Source organism: Neglectibacter sp. CSJ-5 (assembly GCF_032490475.1).
Lineage (GTDB): Bacteria > Bacillota > Clostridia > Oscillospirales > Acutalibacteraceae > Hominenteromicrobium > Hominenteromicrobium mulieris.
Genome location: NZ_JAVYJC010000003.1, coordinates 76,422 through 90,885 on the forward strand (window position 1 = coordinate 76,422; position 14,464 = coordinate 90,885).

Annotated in this window: 16 protein-coding genes; 4 read left to right on the top strand and 12 right to left on the bottom strand. The window is 55.7% G+C overall.

The window, feature by feature from the left end:
- Nucleotides 1-103: 103 nt before the first annotated feature.
- The 4 genes from nusG to R2K26_RS07135 form a co-directional block, all read right to left on the bottom strand.
- The gene (gene nusG, locus R2K26_RS07120) at nt 104-628 is read right to left on the bottom strand and encodes a transcription termination/antitermination protein NusG (RefSeq protein ID WP_316519389.1); all 525 of its coding nucleotides are present in this window, start codon (nt 626-628) and stop codon (nt 104-106) included.
- Between the two features lie 46 nt (nt 629-674).
- Entirely contained in the window at nt 675-908 is a 234-nt protein-coding gene (gene secE / locus R2K26_RS07125; RefSeq protein ID WP_176820369.1) for a preprotein translocase subunit SecE, read from the bottom strand.
- A gap of 16 nt (nt 909-924) precedes the next feature.
- Nucleotides 925-1,074, bottom strand: coding sequence for a 50S ribosomal protein L33 (gene rpmG, locus R2K26_RS07130; protein ID WP_176820368.1), 150 nt, complete (start codon nt 1,072-1,074; stop codon nt 925-927).
- Nucleotides 1,075-1,230: 156 nt separating this feature from the next.
- On the bottom strand, nt 1,231-2,025 hold the full coding sequence (locus R2K26_RS07135) for a hypothetical protein (RefSeq protein ID WP_176820367.1): 795 nt from the start codon (nt 2,023-2,025) through the stop codon (nt 1,231-1,233).
- A gap of 199 nt (nt 2,026-2,224) precedes the next feature.
- Here R2K26_RS07135 and R2K26_RS07140 point away from each other — a divergent pair, with 199 nt between their 5' ends.
- On the top strand, nt 2,225-3,247 hold the full coding sequence (locus R2K26_RS07140; protein ID WP_316519390.1) for an ROK family protein: 1,023 nt from the start codon (nt 2,225-2,227) through the stop codon (nt 3,245-3,247).
- A gap of 294 nt (nt 3,248-3,541) precedes the next feature.
- Here the strand turns inward: R2K26_RS07140 and R2K26_RS07145 are convergent, their stop codons facing one another.
- On the bottom strand, nt 3,542-4,168 hold the full coding sequence (locus tag R2K26_RS07145; protein ID WP_316519391.1) for a bifunctional 4-hydroxy-2-oxoglutarate aldolase/2-dehydro-3-deoxy-phosphogluconate aldolase: 627 nt from the start codon (nt 4,166-4,168) through the stop codon (nt 3,542-3,544).
- A 169-nt stretch (nt 4,169-4,337) separates the two neighbouring features.
- On the opposite strand from R2K26_RS07145, the gene R2K26_RS07150 reads away from it, so the two are divergent.
- Complete coding sequence (locus tag R2K26_RS07150) at nt 4,338-4,889, top strand: TetR/AcrR family transcriptional regulator (RefSeq protein WP_316519392.1); 552 nt, start codon at nt 4,338-4,340, stop codon at nt 4,887-4,889.
- A 36-nt stretch (nt 4,890-4,925) separates the two neighbouring features.
- Complete coding sequence (locus tag R2K26_RS07155) at nt 4,926-5,630, top strand: class I SAM-dependent methyltransferase (RefSeq protein WP_316519393.1); 705 nt, start codon at nt 4,926-4,928, stop codon at nt 5,628-5,630.
- A 266-nt stretch (nt 5,631-5,896) separates the two neighbouring features.
- Here R2K26_RS07155 and pyk read toward each other — a convergent pair whose 3' ends face one another.
- Both pyk and R2K26_RS07165 read right to left on the bottom strand, forming a co-directional pair.
- A complete protein-coding gene (gene pyk / locus R2K26_RS07160) occupies nt 5,897-7,654 on the bottom strand; it encodes a pyruvate kinase (protein WP_316519394.1) in 1,758 nt (585 codons plus the stop codon).
- A gap of 127 nt (nt 7,655-7,781) precedes the next feature.
- Complete coding sequence (locus tag R2K26_RS07165) at nt 7,782-10,454, bottom strand: calcium-translocating P-type ATPase, PMCA-type (RefSeq protein ID WP_316519395.1); 2,673 nt, start codon at nt 10,452-10,454, stop codon at nt 7,782-7,784.
- A 143-nt stretch (nt 10,455-10,597) separates the two neighbouring features.
- Between R2K26_RS07165 and R2K26_RS07170 the strand changes: the two genes are divergently transcribed.
- Nucleotides 10,598-11,161, top strand: a complete 564-nt coding sequence (locus R2K26_RS07170) for a phosphatase PAP2 family protein (RefSeq protein ID WP_176820361.1) — start codon at nt 10,598-10,600, stop codon at nt 11,159-11,161.
- A gap of 67 nt (nt 11,162-11,228) precedes the next feature.
- On the opposite strand, the gene R2K26_RS07175 is transcribed toward R2K26_RS07170, so the two are convergent.
- From R2K26_RS07175 to R2K26_RS07195, 5 genes are all read right to left on the bottom strand, one after another.
- Nucleotides 11,229-11,786 (bottom strand): Sir2 family NAD-dependent protein deacetylase, encoded by a 558-nt coding sequence (locus tag R2K26_RS07175; RefSeq protein ID WP_316519396.1) that lies wholly within the window; start codon nt 11,784-11,786, stop codon nt 11,229-11,231.
- Between the two features lie 81 nt (nt 11,787-11,867).
- The gene (locus R2K26_RS07180; RefSeq protein WP_176820005.1) at nt 11,868-12,401 is read right to left on the bottom strand and encodes a 2-oxoacid:acceptor oxidoreductase family protein; all 534 of its coding nucleotides are present in this window, start codon (nt 12,399-12,401) and stop codon (nt 11,868-11,870) included.
- Nucleotides 12,398-13,153 carry a thiamine pyrophosphate-dependent enzyme gene (locus R2K26_RS07185; protein ID WP_176820004.1) on the bottom strand — a complete coding sequence of 252 codons (756 nt, stop codon included), beginning with the start codon at nt 13,151-13,153 and terminating at the stop codon, nt 12,398-12,400. The genes R2K26_RS07180 and R2K26_RS07185 overlap by 4 nt, the downstream gene beginning before the upstream one ends.
- A 19-nt stretch (nt 13,154-13,172) precedes the next feature.
- Nucleotides 13,173-14,228 (bottom strand): 3-methyl-2-oxobutanoate dehydrogenase subunit VorB, encoded by a 1,056-nt coding sequence (locus R2K26_RS07190; RefSeq protein WP_308448923.1) that lies wholly within the window; start codon nt 14,226-14,228, stop codon nt 13,173-13,175.
- Nucleotides 14,229-14,245: 17 nt separating this feature from the next.
- Nucleotides 14,246-14,452, bottom strand: coding sequence for a ferredoxin family protein (locus tag R2K26_RS07195; protein WP_176820002.1), 207 nt, complete (start codon nt 14,450-14,452; stop codon nt 14,246-14,248).
- Nucleotides 14,453-14,464 lie beyond the last annotated feature (12 nt).

A 14,464-nucleotide genomic window follows, 5' to 3' on the forward strand; every position in this document is an offset into this window, starting at 1 on the left:
AATTCGTGGTTGATGGCGGAACGTCCGTGAAAATTCAGGCGTTCCTCCCACAGGGGGACGTATCCCCCTCAATAAAAAGCGGATTACCGCAATTTACCGTGTGTTATTCCACCGGTTCCGCCTGGTCAAGTTCCAGGTCAACCGGGGTTTCACGTCCGAACATCGAAACCGTGACGCGAATGTGGTTCTTGTCCACATCAATCTCTTCCACTGTTCCGATAAAGCCCTCAAGCGGGCCGTCGGTAATCTGGACGCTGTCACCGACATTGTAGGAGACTTCGACATTCCTCGTCTCCACGCCGAGTCGCTCCACTTCTTCATCTGTGAGCGGAATCGGCTTGGAAGACGGGCCGACGAAGCCCGTGCAGCCGCGGATATTGCGAACCGCGTACCACGATTCATCCGTGAGGATCATCTTTACAATGACGTAACCCGGAAAAATCTTGCGTTCCACTTCCTTGGTCTTGCCGTTTGCGGCAACTTCTGTGACCTTTTCGGTGGGTACGCGAATCTCAAAAATCAAATTCTGTAAAGAGTGGTTTTCCACCGTCTTCTCCAGATTTGACGCAACCTTGTTCTCATACCCGGAATAGGTATGAACCACATACCATTTTGCTTCGTCCGACATTTCGATTCCTCCGCTTCTCAAATAAACGCGCGATCATTCGCGCTGCTTATTTCGCCACTTGCATGACGAGACCCAGCAAATTCATGAAGACGGTATCCAGCAGGAAAATGAAGAGACCAAGCAGGATGATCGTCGCAAGAACGACACCCACATTTTTGAAAACGTTCTTCGGCGTAGGCCAAACGATCTTTTTGATCTCGCCCTTGCAGTCGCGGAAAAACTTTCCCGCTTTCTTCGTAAAGCGAACAAAGCCGTTTTCTTTTTTTGCTTTTTCGGCCATAACTTCGTTCCTCGCTTTACTTCGTCTCTCTGTGGAGCGTGTGCTTCTTGCAGAATCTGCAGTACTTGTTCATCTCAAGTCTGTCGGGATCATTCTTCTTGTTCTTCTTTGTGTTGTAGTTGCGCTGTTTGCATTCAGTGCAAGCTAAAACGACCTTTACTCTCATGACGGCACCTCCCGTTTTACGGAAAAAATTTGGGATGTTCTCCCAGCCTCCCTCAAAATTTGGGCGCAAAAAAATAGCCCCCAACTTGAGGTATACCTATAATAGCATAGGATATACGCCGCTGTCAAGAGCTATTTTGAGATTTTATGCGGTTTTTCAGTTGCTCAGGCGTGCCTCCACCTTTTTGCCCTTCTTCTTTACCTTTTCGGGCTTGATGTTCTTGCCGATAAGTTTTCTGGAGTGCTTATACACCTTCTGCAAGTCGCAGCCGTCCGTAAAGTTCGCAATGATATTCCGGATAGCCGCCTCGTCCTTAATATTATTCAGAACGCCGAACTGAATGACTGCACGGGTGTCCATATCACCCGCGGCGTACATGTCGCAGAAAATGGTGCACATGCGCTTCATGGGCTCGCTGTCCTTATAGTTCTTCGCAAGATTCTCGCACTTCGGCGCAACCTTCTCAGCAGCAAACAGTGCCGTGCGCACCTGACCGTACACGATGCGTTCCTCGTTCATTTCGTCGCGCAGCTCCGGGAACACCGGCACCAAGCGGTTGAGAAAGAACTGCGGATCCGCGTTGTTCTCTTCGTCCTTCTTGCGGCGCTTCTTCGCGGTCTGCACGAGCTCGCGGCGCTTAGAGCCCTGCACGAGCTCAAGAAAGTCGTTCGCGATGCTCTCCGCGTCCTGCATGGTGTTTTCACCTTCATCGAACAGCCACATGGAAAGCTGACGCCAGTCGCCCGGCTCCTTCGGGGTTTTCATCGTCGCGCTGCGCAGCACAAAGCGCCGCTGCTTCGTCTCATAGAAAAGGCCGTAGGCCACTTCGCCCGTCGTAAACATCACGCCGCGGCCGTTGTCGGTCTCCAGCGCCACAGCTTCGCCAAAGCCCTGCTCATTTAACGCTGCCTGCAATTTTTCCTGTATCAGTTCAAAAGCTTTCTGCTCCAAGTTATGATCACTCCGTTACATTAGTAATTTAGAGTATAGCACAGTTTTCGCGCATTGTCTATGAAAAATCCATGAATTCCCGGAAACTTATTTTTTATCGAAACGTAAATCCATTGCCATCATGCATTTTATATGCTAATATAGGCTCGTATTGAAAATATGCGGGCTCGGCCCGAAACAGAAATGAAGGAAATCGATTATGACAGAATACGGCGGCGCTGCCGCTTTAAAACAGAATAACCTCGCCGCTCTGCGCAGCGCGCTGTACCACACGGATTTCGCCACAAAAAAAGAGCTTGCCGAGCAATGCAGGTTAAGCCTTGCGGCCTGTACGGCGCTCCTCGGCGAGATGATCGACGACGGACAGGTGCTGGAGCTTGCCTTTGCCGCATCGAACGGCGGCCGTCCCGCGCGCCGCTTTTCCATCAACCCAAACTACGCGCACATTTTGTGCCTGTATACCGATAACAACGACGTGGAAAGGAGCGGCATCGCCCTGCGCGTGTGCGATTTAAAGGGAAACAGCTTGCAGGAAAAATTCTGCCCGCTCAACGACATTCTGCCGGAGGACCTCACGTTGTTCATCACACAGATGGTGCAGGCAGATCCGCTCATCCGCGCAGTCGGCATCGGCATTTCCGGCGTCACCGACCGCGAAGGCGCCATTGAATCCATTGCGTTCCCGGCATTAAACGGCTTCAACCCGAAAAAGGTACTCGAAGAACAGCTCGGCATCACGGTCATCACGGAAAACGACATGCACTTCACGTCCTACGGCTTTTACGTGCGCAACCCCTGCGACCACCCGTACTCCCTTTCCGTTCTCTACTGGCCGAGCCACCGCAGCGCCGGTGCGGGCACCGTAGTGGACGGACACATCATCGTCGGCAGTACAAAATATGCGGGCGAGCTCATCAGTCTGCCGCTCATCAACTCCACCGCTACAAAAGTCGAGACCGTCTCGCGCATGATTCACGGCGAGAATATCGTGCCGCTGATGCAGACCGCCGCCGTGTGCACCATTGCACTTTTGAACCCGGACATCCTCTTCCTCACCGGCTCTGCCACCTTGAACGTGCGCGAAAAAGACATCATCGATTACTGCAAGCAGAGCATCCCGGAAAACCACATGCCCGTTTTCCGTATGCAGGCGGACATCCACGAGGAATACATGACCGGTATCTTCTCTCTGACGCGTCAGGCTTTGAAATTCAAACATTGAGCCTCTTTTTGAAATGTACAGACAACGCCCTTTAAAATTTCCTAAATCTCACAAAAACTTTTCTGCTGCTTTTTTGCAAAATGTTTAAAAAGGGGCTTTACAAACGGAAGCGAATGTGATAAGATACCTTTTGTCAGAAAGTGACGAAAGTGTCCGATCCAAAAGGGATGAAGGACAATGGGGAGTTTATACGGGCGCGACACGCTGGGGATTTGCCCACACCGCACCCATAAATGAAGAAGACAGGACAAAGCGTTTTCAGATGCGCTTTGTCCTGTTTTTCGTTTTACAAAATCATTTCTTTACAATCTGCGCCGCTTCGCGTGCCAGCGCCTCAATGGCGTCAAAATCTCCGGCGTCCAGGAGCCCCCCCGGCACCATCCAGCTGCCGCCGCAGCACAGCACGTTCGGCAGCGCAAGGTACTCCGCCGCGTTCTGCGCGCTGATACCGCCGGTGGGCATGAATTTCATATTGCCGTAAGGACCGCCGAGGGCCTTCAGCATTTTCACGCCGCCCACAACCTCCGCCGGGAACAGCTTCACAAAATCGAGTCCCATGCGCATGCAGGCTTCCACCTCCGTCGGTGTCGCGCAGCCGGGGATGACCGGCACACGGTGCGCAATGCACCAGCGCACCACCTCCGGGTTCGTGCCCGGACTGATAATCGCGGAAGCGCCCGCCTTCACGGCGCGCTCTGCGGTCTTTACGTTCAAAACCGTACCGGCGCACACGCACACGTCCGGCACCTCTATCTTAATACGGCGAATGGCTTCCTCCGCCGCGTCTGTGCGGAACGTCACCTCCGCCGCGGGCAGCCCGCCTTTTTTCAGCGCCAGCGCCAGCGGCACTGCTTTTTTCGCATCGTTGATCTGAATAACGGGGATGATCCCGATCGATTTTAACGTTTCCCGAAAATTCATAGAACACCCTCCCGGTGATTTTCTTCAATTCATTGTATCATGCGCCGCAAAACTTTGCAATATATCCCCATTTCAAAAGAATTCCGTTTTATTTCAAATTTGCGCTTGACAAATTAAATAACATTCGATATTTTATCCTCATCAGCTGAACCGCACCCGGGAGGAAACTATGGCAAGAACACCGCACATCACGGCGGAAATGCTGCTTGAGGCAGGCGCCGCCATCACACTGGAAAAAGGCGCAGATGCACTCAATGTCCGCAGCGTCGCCGCTAAACTCAATTGCTCCGTGCAGCCCGTTTTCCGCAACTTCGGCAGCATGGAAACATTCCGCCGCGCCGTCATCGAATATTTAGACGGCACGTATCAATCCTTCGTCGCGCAGTATCTCGATAAATCGGACTACCTGTTCACGATCAGCCTTGCGCACATTCTGCTCGCCCGCGACAGGCGCAATCTGTTCGGCGTCCTGTTTTTATCGAACGAATACGGCAGCCGCACCGTACCGCAGATCATCTCAAGCCCGTGGAACCGCGAGGCCATCGACTGCACGGCGGTGCAGTACGGGCTCACGGTAAAGGAAGCCGAAGCCGTTTATCGCGACGTGCGATTTTATACGTTCGGCATCGCCGAAGCGCTGTACGCGGGTTCACTTATTGCGGAGGAAGATGAGCTGCGGCAGCTGCTGCGCGGCGCCATTCGCAAATTCTGCGCAAAATAACGCAGTGTTCTCATTTAAAGAATTTGGAGAAAAAACATGGTCATCAATGCACAAAACAAAGAAAAATATTTGGAAGACTTAAAAAATTGGCTCCGCGAGCTCGAAAGCGCCCCGCTTGAAGAAATGGGCGCGTTTTTCCGCAAGCGCCTGCCGGAATACGAAGCACGCATGACAAAATTCTGGGGCGAAGACTACAAGCAGTTCGCACGCGCCGTGCCGCAAAGCGCCAAGCGCATTTTAGACCTCGGCTGCGGCACAGGATTGGAGCTCGACGCGCTCTACAATTTGCGCGCGGATATATCCGTCACCGGCATTGACCTTTCGCCCGATATGCTCGACGCCCTCATGAAAAAGCATGGGGATAAAGACCTCACGCTGCTGTGCGGCAGCTACTTTGCCGTGCCGTTCCCCGGTGCGTTCGACGCTGTCATCTCGTTTGAATCGCTGCACCACTTTCTGCCGGAGCAAAAAAGCAGTCTTTTTCGGAAGATTTACGCCTGCCTGAAACCGGGCGGCATGTTTGTAAACGGCGATTACTTCGCCTGCTGTGACGAAGAAGAAAACCTGCTGCGCGAAACGTGGAGCCGCAAGCGCCGCGAAGAAAACATTCCCGACGACGCATTCGTCCACTTCGACATCCCGCTCACAAAAGAGCACGAAGCCGAACTGCTGAAAAAAGTCGGCTTCACCGTCACGTTGGAAAACGGTAACGATTGTTTGATTATAAAAGCGGTGAAATAACGCACAGCGAAGCGACGAATAAAGTTTTTGATCCAACTTTTTTCAAAAAGTTGGTGGGGTCTCGGGGCAAAGCCCTGAGGCGCGCTCCGCAGAGCGCGAAACCCATTTGCCTAACCTAAAACTAGGAAGGTAGGAGCGAACTTCCGGTGGACGTTCGCTCCGCAGGAAACCCGGTTGCATGGGTTTCCTGATAGGCGGTCAAAAGACCGCCTATTTAAAGCGCCGCACCCACGTTTTCCTGCGAAGGTGCGGCGTTGCTATTCGTTTTACTTTTCCGTGCTCGGTGCACTGACGCTGAAGATCGCACCTCTAACGCCGTCCAGCTTCACGGTTGTGCCGGAGCGCAGCAGGTCGGTCGCGTGCGCCGCGCCGACGATGGCCGGTTTATCCAGCGCCATGGCGGCGATGGCTGCGTGAGAGTTCACGCCGTCCATTTCCGTCACAATACCCGAAGCCTGACGGATCAGCGGCATCGTTGCGTTTGTGGTCTTCGGCAGCACCAGAATGTCGCCCCTGCGGAACTTCTGCAGCGCTTCCTCCTCCGTTTTGCACACGCACAGCGGGCCGCAGGTACTCAGTACGTTCACAACGGTGCCGGAGACGAGCACGTCGCCCACAAGGTGTACCTTCAGCATGTTCGTCGTGCCGGAAATGCCCAGCGGGATGCCCGCCGTGATAACGGCAATGTCGCCCGCCTGCACAAGTCCGTGCTCCTCCGCAACTGCAACAATGTGCTCAAACAGCTCGTCGGTGCTGGTCTTTTCCTCCAGCATCACGGGGATTACGCCCCAGGAAAGGCCCATCTGGTTCAGTACCTTGCGGTCGGTCGTGCCGCTGATGATTGGGCACGCCGGGCGGAATTTCGAAATCATGCGCGCCGTAAAGCCTGTTTTCGATACGGTCATGATGGCCACCGCACCGAGGTCGTGCGCCGTCGTGCACGTTGCGTGCGAAATGGCAGAGGTCACGTCCTTTTGCACCGGCACATCCCACTGCTCCAGCTGGCGCACGTAGTCGATGTCGTTTTCGGTGCGCTCCGCAATGCGAACCATCGTGCGCACGGCCTCCACCGGGTACGCGCCTGCGGCCGTCTCGCCGCTCAGCATAATAGCGCTCGTGCCGTCGTAGATTGCGTTCGCCACGTCGGTCGCCTCCGCACGCGTCGGGCGCGGATTTTTGATCATGGAGTCGAGCATCTGCGTCGCCGTAATGACCTGCTTGCCGGCGACATACGCCTTGTGAATGAGCTGCTTTTGCAGCACCGGGATCTCCTCCATCGGGATCTCGACGCCAAGGTCGCCGCGCGCCACCATAATGCCGTCCGAAACGCGGATGATGTCGTCGATATTCTCCACGCCGTCCGTGTTCTCAATCTTCGCGATGATGCGGATGTCGCGGCAGTTGTTCTTTTCAAGCTCGTTGCGGATCATCACAATATCCTCTGCCGAGCGCGTGAACGAGGCGGCGATAAACTCAAAATCTTCCTTCACGCAGAATTCAAGATCTGCGCGGTCTTTTTCGCTGATATACGGCATGGAAAGCGTCACGCCCGGCACATTGATGCCCTTATAAGACGTGATGGGGCCGTCATTCAAAAGGCGGCACTCAATGTCCGTGTCTGTCACTTTTTCCACGACCATTTCAATGAGGCCGTCGTCGATGAGGATATGCGAGCCGCGGTGTACGTCCTTCGGCAGGTCCTTAAACGTGATAGAGCAGCCTTCCGCGTCGCCGGGGCGCTCGTTCGTCGTCAGTGTGTACTTCTGCCCGTGGGTCAGCATCACCTTTTCGGCAAACTGCCCCGTGCGGATCTCCGGGCCCTTCGTGTCGAGCAGAATGGCGACCGGCACGTCAAGCTCTTTTCGCAGCTTTTTCACCATATCGGCGCGGCGCTTGTGCTCCTCATGCGTGCCGTGCGACATATTCAGGCGCGCCACGTTCATGCCGCTCAAAATCAGCTCGCGCAGCACAGCCTCGTCATCGGTAGAAGGACCCAGCGTACATACGATCTTGGTTTTTCTCATCTATATCGACCCCTTTCGTTTTCGCAGACCCCATGGCCTGCACACCAGTGTGGGCTATTTTTCCTTATTATAGCTGAAAAAAGAAAAGGAAGTCAATATGACGGCTAAAAATTAAAAAAGTAACAGGCTATTTGTTGAAAATGACTCGCTTTTTCACACCGGAAGTCATATTTTTCACTTTTGCCGTGCGAGAAAGTATCCTTTTCTGCATTTCGCAGATCGGCAGAGGCAGCAAAGCAAGGATTGCCACGATGCCCCACTGTGTCACGGTCAGCGGTACGGAGCCGAACAGCGCCGCCGCTTGCGGAAACACGACCACGCCCGCCATCAATGCCGAGCAAATCAAAAACGATACGTTCAGACCCCGGTTTTTGAACATACCGCGTCCCAAAACCGGCCCCGTACTGCGCATATTATAGCTGTGCACGAGCTGCGAAAGGCTTAGGACCGCAAACGCCATCGTGCGCCCCACGGCGGGCTGCATGGGATCGGCGTCAAAAAACACGCGTCCCACCGTGAACGCCAAAAGCGCCAGCGCGCCGATCATCATACCCTCCGCCGCCATCGCAAAGCCGAGCCCGTTTGAAAACGCACTGCTGTCCCGCGCGGTAGGCGGGCGGCGCATCACGTCGCCCTGCGGCGGGTCACTGCCCAGTGCCAGCGCAGGCAAAGAGTCCGTCACAAGGTTCACCCATAATAATTGCGCCGGCAAAAGCGGCGTCGGCGTGCGCAGCAAAAACGACACAAGCACCACCAAGATCTCGCCGATGTTGCACGACATCAAAAAATGGATGGTCTTGCGGATGTTGCCGTACACCGTCCGCCCCTCCCGCACGGCGGAAACAATCGTCGCGAAGTTGTCGTCCGTCAATACCATGTCGGCGGCGTTTTTCGCGACCTCCGTGCCGTTTTTGCCCATCGCGCAGCCGATGTCCGCCGCTTTCAGGGCAGGCGCGTCGTTCACACCGTCGCCCGTCATCGCCGTGACGAGCTTCAGCCTGCGAAACGCCTTGATAATGCGCATTTTGTGCGCCGGAGAGACCCGCGCGTACACGGAACACGTCTGCACCGTCTGCAAAAGCGCGTCGTCCGAAAGGCTTTCCAGCTCCGTACCCGTCATCACAGTTTTATTTTCAATGCCGAGCCGTCCGGCAATGGCTGAGGCCGTCGCAGGTTGGTCGCCGGTGATCATCACCGGGCGAATGCCCGCACGCTTGCACTCGGAAACCGCCTCCGCCGCTTCCGGGCGCGGGGGATCCTCCAGCCCGATAAGTCCCAAAAAGCACAACCCGCTTTCCGCCGCATCGTCCGTCTCGGGGCAAGCTTCCGTGCGCTTTTCCGCTGCCGCCAGAACACGCAGCGCGTCGTTTGCCGTGTCGCGGTTTTTTGCGCTCAGTGCCGCCCGCATCTCGGGTGTTAACGTAACGTTCTTCCCGTTTAAAAGCACATACGTGCAGCGCGGTAAAATCGCCTCCGGCGCGCCCTTTGTGATGACCCTGTACCCGCTCTCCGTTCGCAGTACGACTGTCATACGGCGGCGTTCTGCCGTAAACGGCACCTCAGCTGCTTTCACGCGCTGCTTTTGCAGACTCTCCCAGCCCGATACCGCCGCGACAATCGCCGTTTCGGTCGGGTCACCGAGCAGCTTCTCGCCGCTGCCCTCCACGCTCGTGCACAGCGCCGCCGCAGATAACAAAGCGTCTCTATCCTGTCCGTTCAGCTCGCCCGCCGCACCCGCGCAGCGCACTACCGTCATTTTGTTCTGCGTCAGCGTGCCGGTTTTGTCGGAGCAAATGACCTCGCAGCTGCCAAGCGTCTCCACGGCAGGCAAATGCCGAATGATGGCTCGCTTTGCCGCCATGCGCCGCACGCCGAGTGCCAAGACGATCGTCACCACGGCAGGCAGGCCCTCGGGTATCGCCGCCACCGCAAGGCTGATGGAGATCATGAACATTTCAAGCGGTTCTGCCTTTTGGATAAGCCCGATCAAAAAAATCACCGCACATATCCCAAGCACCAAAAGCCCGATGAGCTTGCCCGTGCGCCGCAGCCGCAGCTTTAACGGCGTGTCGGGTGTTTCTTCGTCGCCGAGCATCGCCGCAATGCGACCCATTTCGGTTTGCATGCCCGTCGCGGTCACAATGCCCACGCCCTGCCCGGCAGAGATGCCCGTGCCGGAAAACAGCATGTTTTTGCGCTCCGCCGCGCCGCATGTTTCATCACATACCGCATTCGCACTCTTGCCGCTCGGCACGGATTCCCCCGTCAGCGCGCTTTCCTCGGCCTGCAAATGCACGCTCTCCAAAAGCCGCAGGTCGGCAGGCACTACGTCCCCTGCGCGGATATATACGACGTCCCCCGGCACGAGTGCTTCGGCGGAAATGACCGCGCGTTTGCCGTCCCGCAGCACATCGGCGTGCGGCGCAGAAAGCGTGCGCAGCGCTTCCAACGCCCGTTCTGCCTTCGCCTCCTGCACCGTGCCGACGAACGCGTTCGCAATGACGATGCCCAAAATCAGCAGCGGGTCGGCCAGATTCGCTTCCCCCTGCATGCACGAGACGGCAAACGACACTGCCGACGCGATGAGCAGAATAAGCACCATAAAATCGCCGAACTGCAGCATAAATTTCTTTGCGAAGCTCGTTTTCTTCCCCTTTTGCAGCCGATTCTCACCGTAAACGCCGAGCCGCTTTTTCGCTTCGGATCCGCTCAGTCCGCGCCCCGCGTCGCTTTGAAGGGTTTTCACAGCCGCCTCCGCCGTCATGGCATAGAATTTTGCTTCCGCTATGGGTTTTGACATTTTCCTGCCCCCTTTTCCGGTAATTCTATGCGCAGGCGCGTCCGTTTAGAATTTTGAAAGAATTCTTTCATAGAAATCCACTGGCATTTTTTGAAAAATTGCAGTATACTATAACTCAATCAAAGCATTGGAGGTTTACTAAGATGAGTTTTCCCGGCATCCCGTCGCTTGACGCCGCCGTCATGGCCTTTATACAGACGCACTTTCATAACACCGTGACCGATACGGTCTTCCCCATCATCACATCGCTCGGCGAAGCGGGCATTGGGTGGATCGTCCTTTCGCTCGTTTTGCTCTGCTTTAAAAAAACGCGCCGCACCGGTGGTTTGGTGCTTATCGCCATGACGGTCACGCTGCTTTTCGGCGAGCTGACGCTGAAAAACATCATCTGCCGCCTACGCCCGTGCAACGTGTTCACGGATTTTCCGATGCTCATCGCGCGCCCCACGTCCTATTCGTTCCCCTCGGGCCACACATCGTCAAGCTTTGCCGCAGCGCTTATTTTGACGCTCCGCCACAAAAAAGTCGGCTGGCTCGCGTACATTCCGGCAGTGCTCATCGCGTTCTCCCGCATTTTTCTTTTTGTCCACTACCCTACCGATGTCCTCGCCGGCATCCTCCTCGGCACCCTCGCCGCCCTCCTCACCTACTTTGCCGCCAAGGCGATTCAAAAACGACAGGCAGAGAAGCGCACGGCACAAATTTGAACCGTTTATTTCGACCGATAAAAGCAGCGCGCAGGTTTCACAGCCTACGCGCTTTTTCTATCTCTGTTCAGTTCTTTCTTGTCCATTCTTCCAACACTTTCCGTACATTATGCGCGGCGTCTTCCTGAATCTCAATGACCTTTGCACCGGCGTGCTTTGCTACGTCCCGCAGGTCGCACGCGATGGCGGTGTGGTACGAACAGCCGATGACAAGAAACACGTCGCCGGGCTTTAATTCAGCCACCATTTCGTATGCTTTCACATAGTTCGGCGCGGGGTCACCGTACAGCACGGGCTTATTATAAAGCGCCCACGCCTTGTCCGTTTCGTCGTCCTCCGGCAGGCCGCCGTGCAGCTCCAGTGCGTCGCTGCCCGCTTTTTTATGCAGCCCGTCAATGTTCATCGTGATGACCGGCACCTTGTATTCCGCCAGTGCAAAATGCGCGTCGTTCGGCTCCGCGCCGTTCATATTCGCTTTCAATTCGCGAATGACCTCGTTATACTCCTTGTGGTGATGCTCCGCGAACGTGCGGAACAGCTTTTCGCGCACGTCGGGTCGCTCCATAAACGTCGGAATGTTGCTCTGCTTGCTGATGCCCGCGCCCGTAAACGCCAGAATTTTCATAAAGACCGCCTCCTTGGCTCTCAATTTAAAGGAACGGCGCAGATTTTAAGCCTGCGCCGTTCTTTTTATATAAATTCAATTTTACTGCGCTTTGCCGATCTCCAAGGCTTTTCTATTGAAACCGAGCATATCCGCTTTTCTTGCGGGAATGCACTTTTGCAGCGCTTTATCGAGCGTTTCTTCCGTGCAGAACGCAAGCTCCTTGCGCAGCTTACCGACCAAGATGATGTTCGCAAGGCCTTTCAGTCCGTTTTCCTCCGCCAGTTTTGATGCCGGGACATAGAAAACGGTCACATCGTCGCGCTCTACACGCTCGTCGATGAGGCTGCTGTCGAGTAAGATCGTGCCGCCGGGCTCGACCTCGTTCACGAACTTATCGAGTGACGGGCGGTTCATGGCGATGAGCACATTCGGGTTCGTCACAAGCGGCGAGCCGATGGGTTCATCGGAGAGACAAATGCTGCAATTCGCGGTGCCGCCGCGCATCTCCGGGCCGTAGGACGGCAGCCAAGAGAGCTCCCTGCCCTCGATGAGGCCTGCATACGCCACAACTTTACCGGCGAACAAAATGCCCTGACCGCCGAAACCGGCAAAAACGATGTTCAAGTCTTTCATTTCAGCCTGTCCCCCTTTGTGCCGTCTTTATACACGCCGAGCGGGTAGTACGGAACCATGTTCTTTTCGAGCCAATCGAGCGCCTCAACAGGCGACATGCCCCAGTTCGTCGGGCAGGTGGAAAGCACCTCTACAATGGAGTAGCCTTTGCCCTCAATCTGGTTCTGGAACGCCTTTTTGATTGCCTTTTTTGCGATATTGACATTCTTCACGTTATCGACGGTCACGCGCTGTGCAAGCGCCACGCCGTCCAGTGTGGAGAGCATTTCGCAGATGCGCACCGGGTAACCTGCCGTGTTGACATCACGGCCGTATGGGGTGGTCTGCGTGACCTGATTCGGCAGGGATGTCGGCGCCATCTGGCCGCCTGTCATGCCGTAAATTGCATTGTTTACAAAGATAACGGTGATGTTTTCGCCGCGCGTTGCCGCGTGGACGGTCTCCGCCGTACCGATGGCCGCAAGGTCGCCGTCGCCCTGATAGGTGAACACAACGTCCTCCGGCTTTGCGCGCTTGATGCCCGTTGCGACCGCTTGGGCTCTGCCGTGCGGCGCCTGCACCATATCGCAGGTGAAATAATCGTAGCACATAACGGAGCAGCCGACCGAGGCCACGCCGACCGTTTTGCCGTCAATGCCGAGCTCTTCTATCGCTTCCGCAACAAGGCGGTGAATGATGCCGTGCGTGCAGCCGGGGCAATAATGCAGCGGCGCGTCTGTTAGCGTAGACGGCTTTTTAAATACAACTGCCATTTGATTCTATCCTTTCGCCTTATTTCAAAAGTTTATCGATCTCGCCCAGAATTTCCTTCGGGGTAGGAATCACACCGCCGGTGCGGCCGTAGAAGTGCACCGGCACGCGGCACTCTGCCGCAAGACGCACATCGTCTACCATCTGGCCCATGCTCATCTCCACAACGAGCAGCTCTTTGGCATGGTCGGCTGCACGCTTGATTGCGTCCTTCGGGAACGGCCACAGCGTGATGGGACGAATTAAACCGACCTTCTTGCCGGCTTCACGCGCCTTATTCACGGCGCTGCGCGCCACACGGCTCGATGCGCCGTAAGCGACGACGATGACATCTGCGTCCTCCGTGCGATATTCCTCCGCACGTTGCTCTTTTTCTTCGACGATCTTATAGCGCTCGTAGCGGGCACGCACAAGGTCTTCAAGGGCGTTCGGCGTAAGGTAAAGGGAGTTGATGATGTTGTGCTCTCTTTTATTTTCATGGCCGCAGGCTGCCCACGGCTTTTCGGGAAGCTTCCTGTCTTTGTGCTCCGGCAGCTCCACCGGCTCCATCATCTGGCCCAGCATGCCGTCTGCAAGGATCATCGCGGGCATGCGGTATTCGTCGGCTTTATCGAATGCGTCGGAGACGAGGTCAACCATTTCCTGCACCGTGGACGGCGCGAAAACGAGAATCTGGAAGTCACCGTGGCCGAGGGCTTTCGTCGCCTGCCAGTAATCGGACTGTGAGGGCTGAATGCCGCCGAGGCCCGGGCCGCCGCGCTGCACATTGATGATGAGCGCCGGCAGGTCGGAGCCTGCCATATAGGAAATGCCTTCGCCTTTAAGGCTGATGCCGGGCGAGCTTGAAGACGTCATGGCGCGCACGCCGGCCGCAGCCGCGCCCAGCACCATATTGACCGCCGCGATTTCCGATTCAGCCTGCAAATATGTACCGCCGATCTTCGGCATACGCTTTGCCATATAAGCCGCAAGCTCTGTTTGCGGTGTGATGGGATAGCCGAAGAAATGATGACATCCCGCCTGAATAGCGGCTTCGGCCAGGGCTTCGTTGCCTTTCATCAAAACTTTTTCTGCCATAGTTTTTAACTCCTCTCTCAGCGTTCCACCGTGATCGCCGAATCCGGGCACATGGTCGCGCATGCCGCACAGCCCACGCACGCTGCCTCATCGGTCAGCTCTGCGGGGTGATAGCCCTTCGCGTTCAAACGATCCTTCGCGAGCGCGATGATCTTTTTCGGACACGCGTGAATGCACATGGAGCAGCCTTTACATACTTTTTCGTCTACAATGATCCTTGCCATTCGGTTTCCTCC

Excerpts from the sequence above, each read along its gene's own strand:
- nusG (WP_316519389.1), bottom strand. The coding sequence starts at position 628 with ATGTCGGACGAAGCAAAATGGTATGTGGTTCATACCTATTCCGGGTAT.
- secE (WP_176820369.1), bottom strand. The coding sequence starts at position 908 with ATGGCCGAAAAAGCAAAAAAAGAAAACGGCTTTGTTCGCTTTACGAAG.
- rpmG (WP_176820368.1), bottom strand. The coding sequence starts at position 1,074 with ATGAGAGTAAAGGTCGTTTTAGCTTGCACTGAATGCAAACAGCGCAAC.
- R2K26_RS07140 (WP_316519390.1), top strand. The coding sequence starts at position 2,225 with ATGACAGAATACGGCGGCGCTGCCGCTTTAAAACAGAATAACCTCGCC.
- R2K26_RS07145 (WP_316519391.1), bottom strand. The coding sequence starts at position 4,168 with ATGAATTTTCGGGAAACGTTAAAATCGATCGGGATCATCCCCGTTATT.
- R2K26_RS07150 (WP_316519392.1), top strand. The coding sequence starts at position 4,338 with ATGGCAAGAACACCGCACATCACGGCGGAAATGCTGCTTGAGGCAGGC.
- R2K26_RS07155 (WP_316519393.1), top strand. The coding sequence starts at position 4,926 with ATGGTCATCAATGCACAAAACAAAGAAAAATATTTGGAAGACTTAAAA.
- pyk (WP_316519394.1), bottom strand. The coding sequence starts at position 7,654 with ATGAGAAAAACCAAGATCGTATGTACGCTGGGTCCTTCTACCGATGAC.
- R2K26_RS07165 (WP_316519395.1), bottom strand. The coding sequence starts at position 10,454 with ATGTCAAAACCCATAGCGGAAGCAAAATTCTATGCCATGACGGCGGAG.
- R2K26_RS07170 (WP_176820361.1), top strand. The coding sequence starts at position 10,598 with ATGAGTTTTCCCGGCATCCCGTCGCTTGACGCCGCCGTCATGGCCTTT.
- R2K26_RS07175 (WP_316519396.1), bottom strand. The coding sequence starts at position 11,786 with ATGAAAATTCTGGCGTTTACGGGCGCGGGCATCAGCAAGCAGAGCAAC.
- R2K26_RS07180 (WP_176820005.1), bottom strand. The coding sequence starts at position 12,401 with ATGAAAGACTTGAACATCGTTTTTGCCGGTTTCGGCGGTCAGGGCATT.
- R2K26_RS07185 (WP_176820004.1), bottom strand. The coding sequence starts at position 13,153 with ATGGCAGTTGTATTTAAAAAGCCGTCTACGCTAACAGACGCGCCGCTG.
- R2K26_RS07190 (WP_308448923.1), bottom strand. The coding sequence starts at position 14,228 with ATGGCAGAAAAAGTTTTGATGAAAGGCAACGAAGCCCTGGCCGAAGCC.
- R2K26_RS07195 (WP_176820002.1), bottom strand. The coding sequence starts at position 14,452 with ATGGCAAGGATCATTGTAGACGAAAAAGTATGTAAAGGCTGCTCCATG.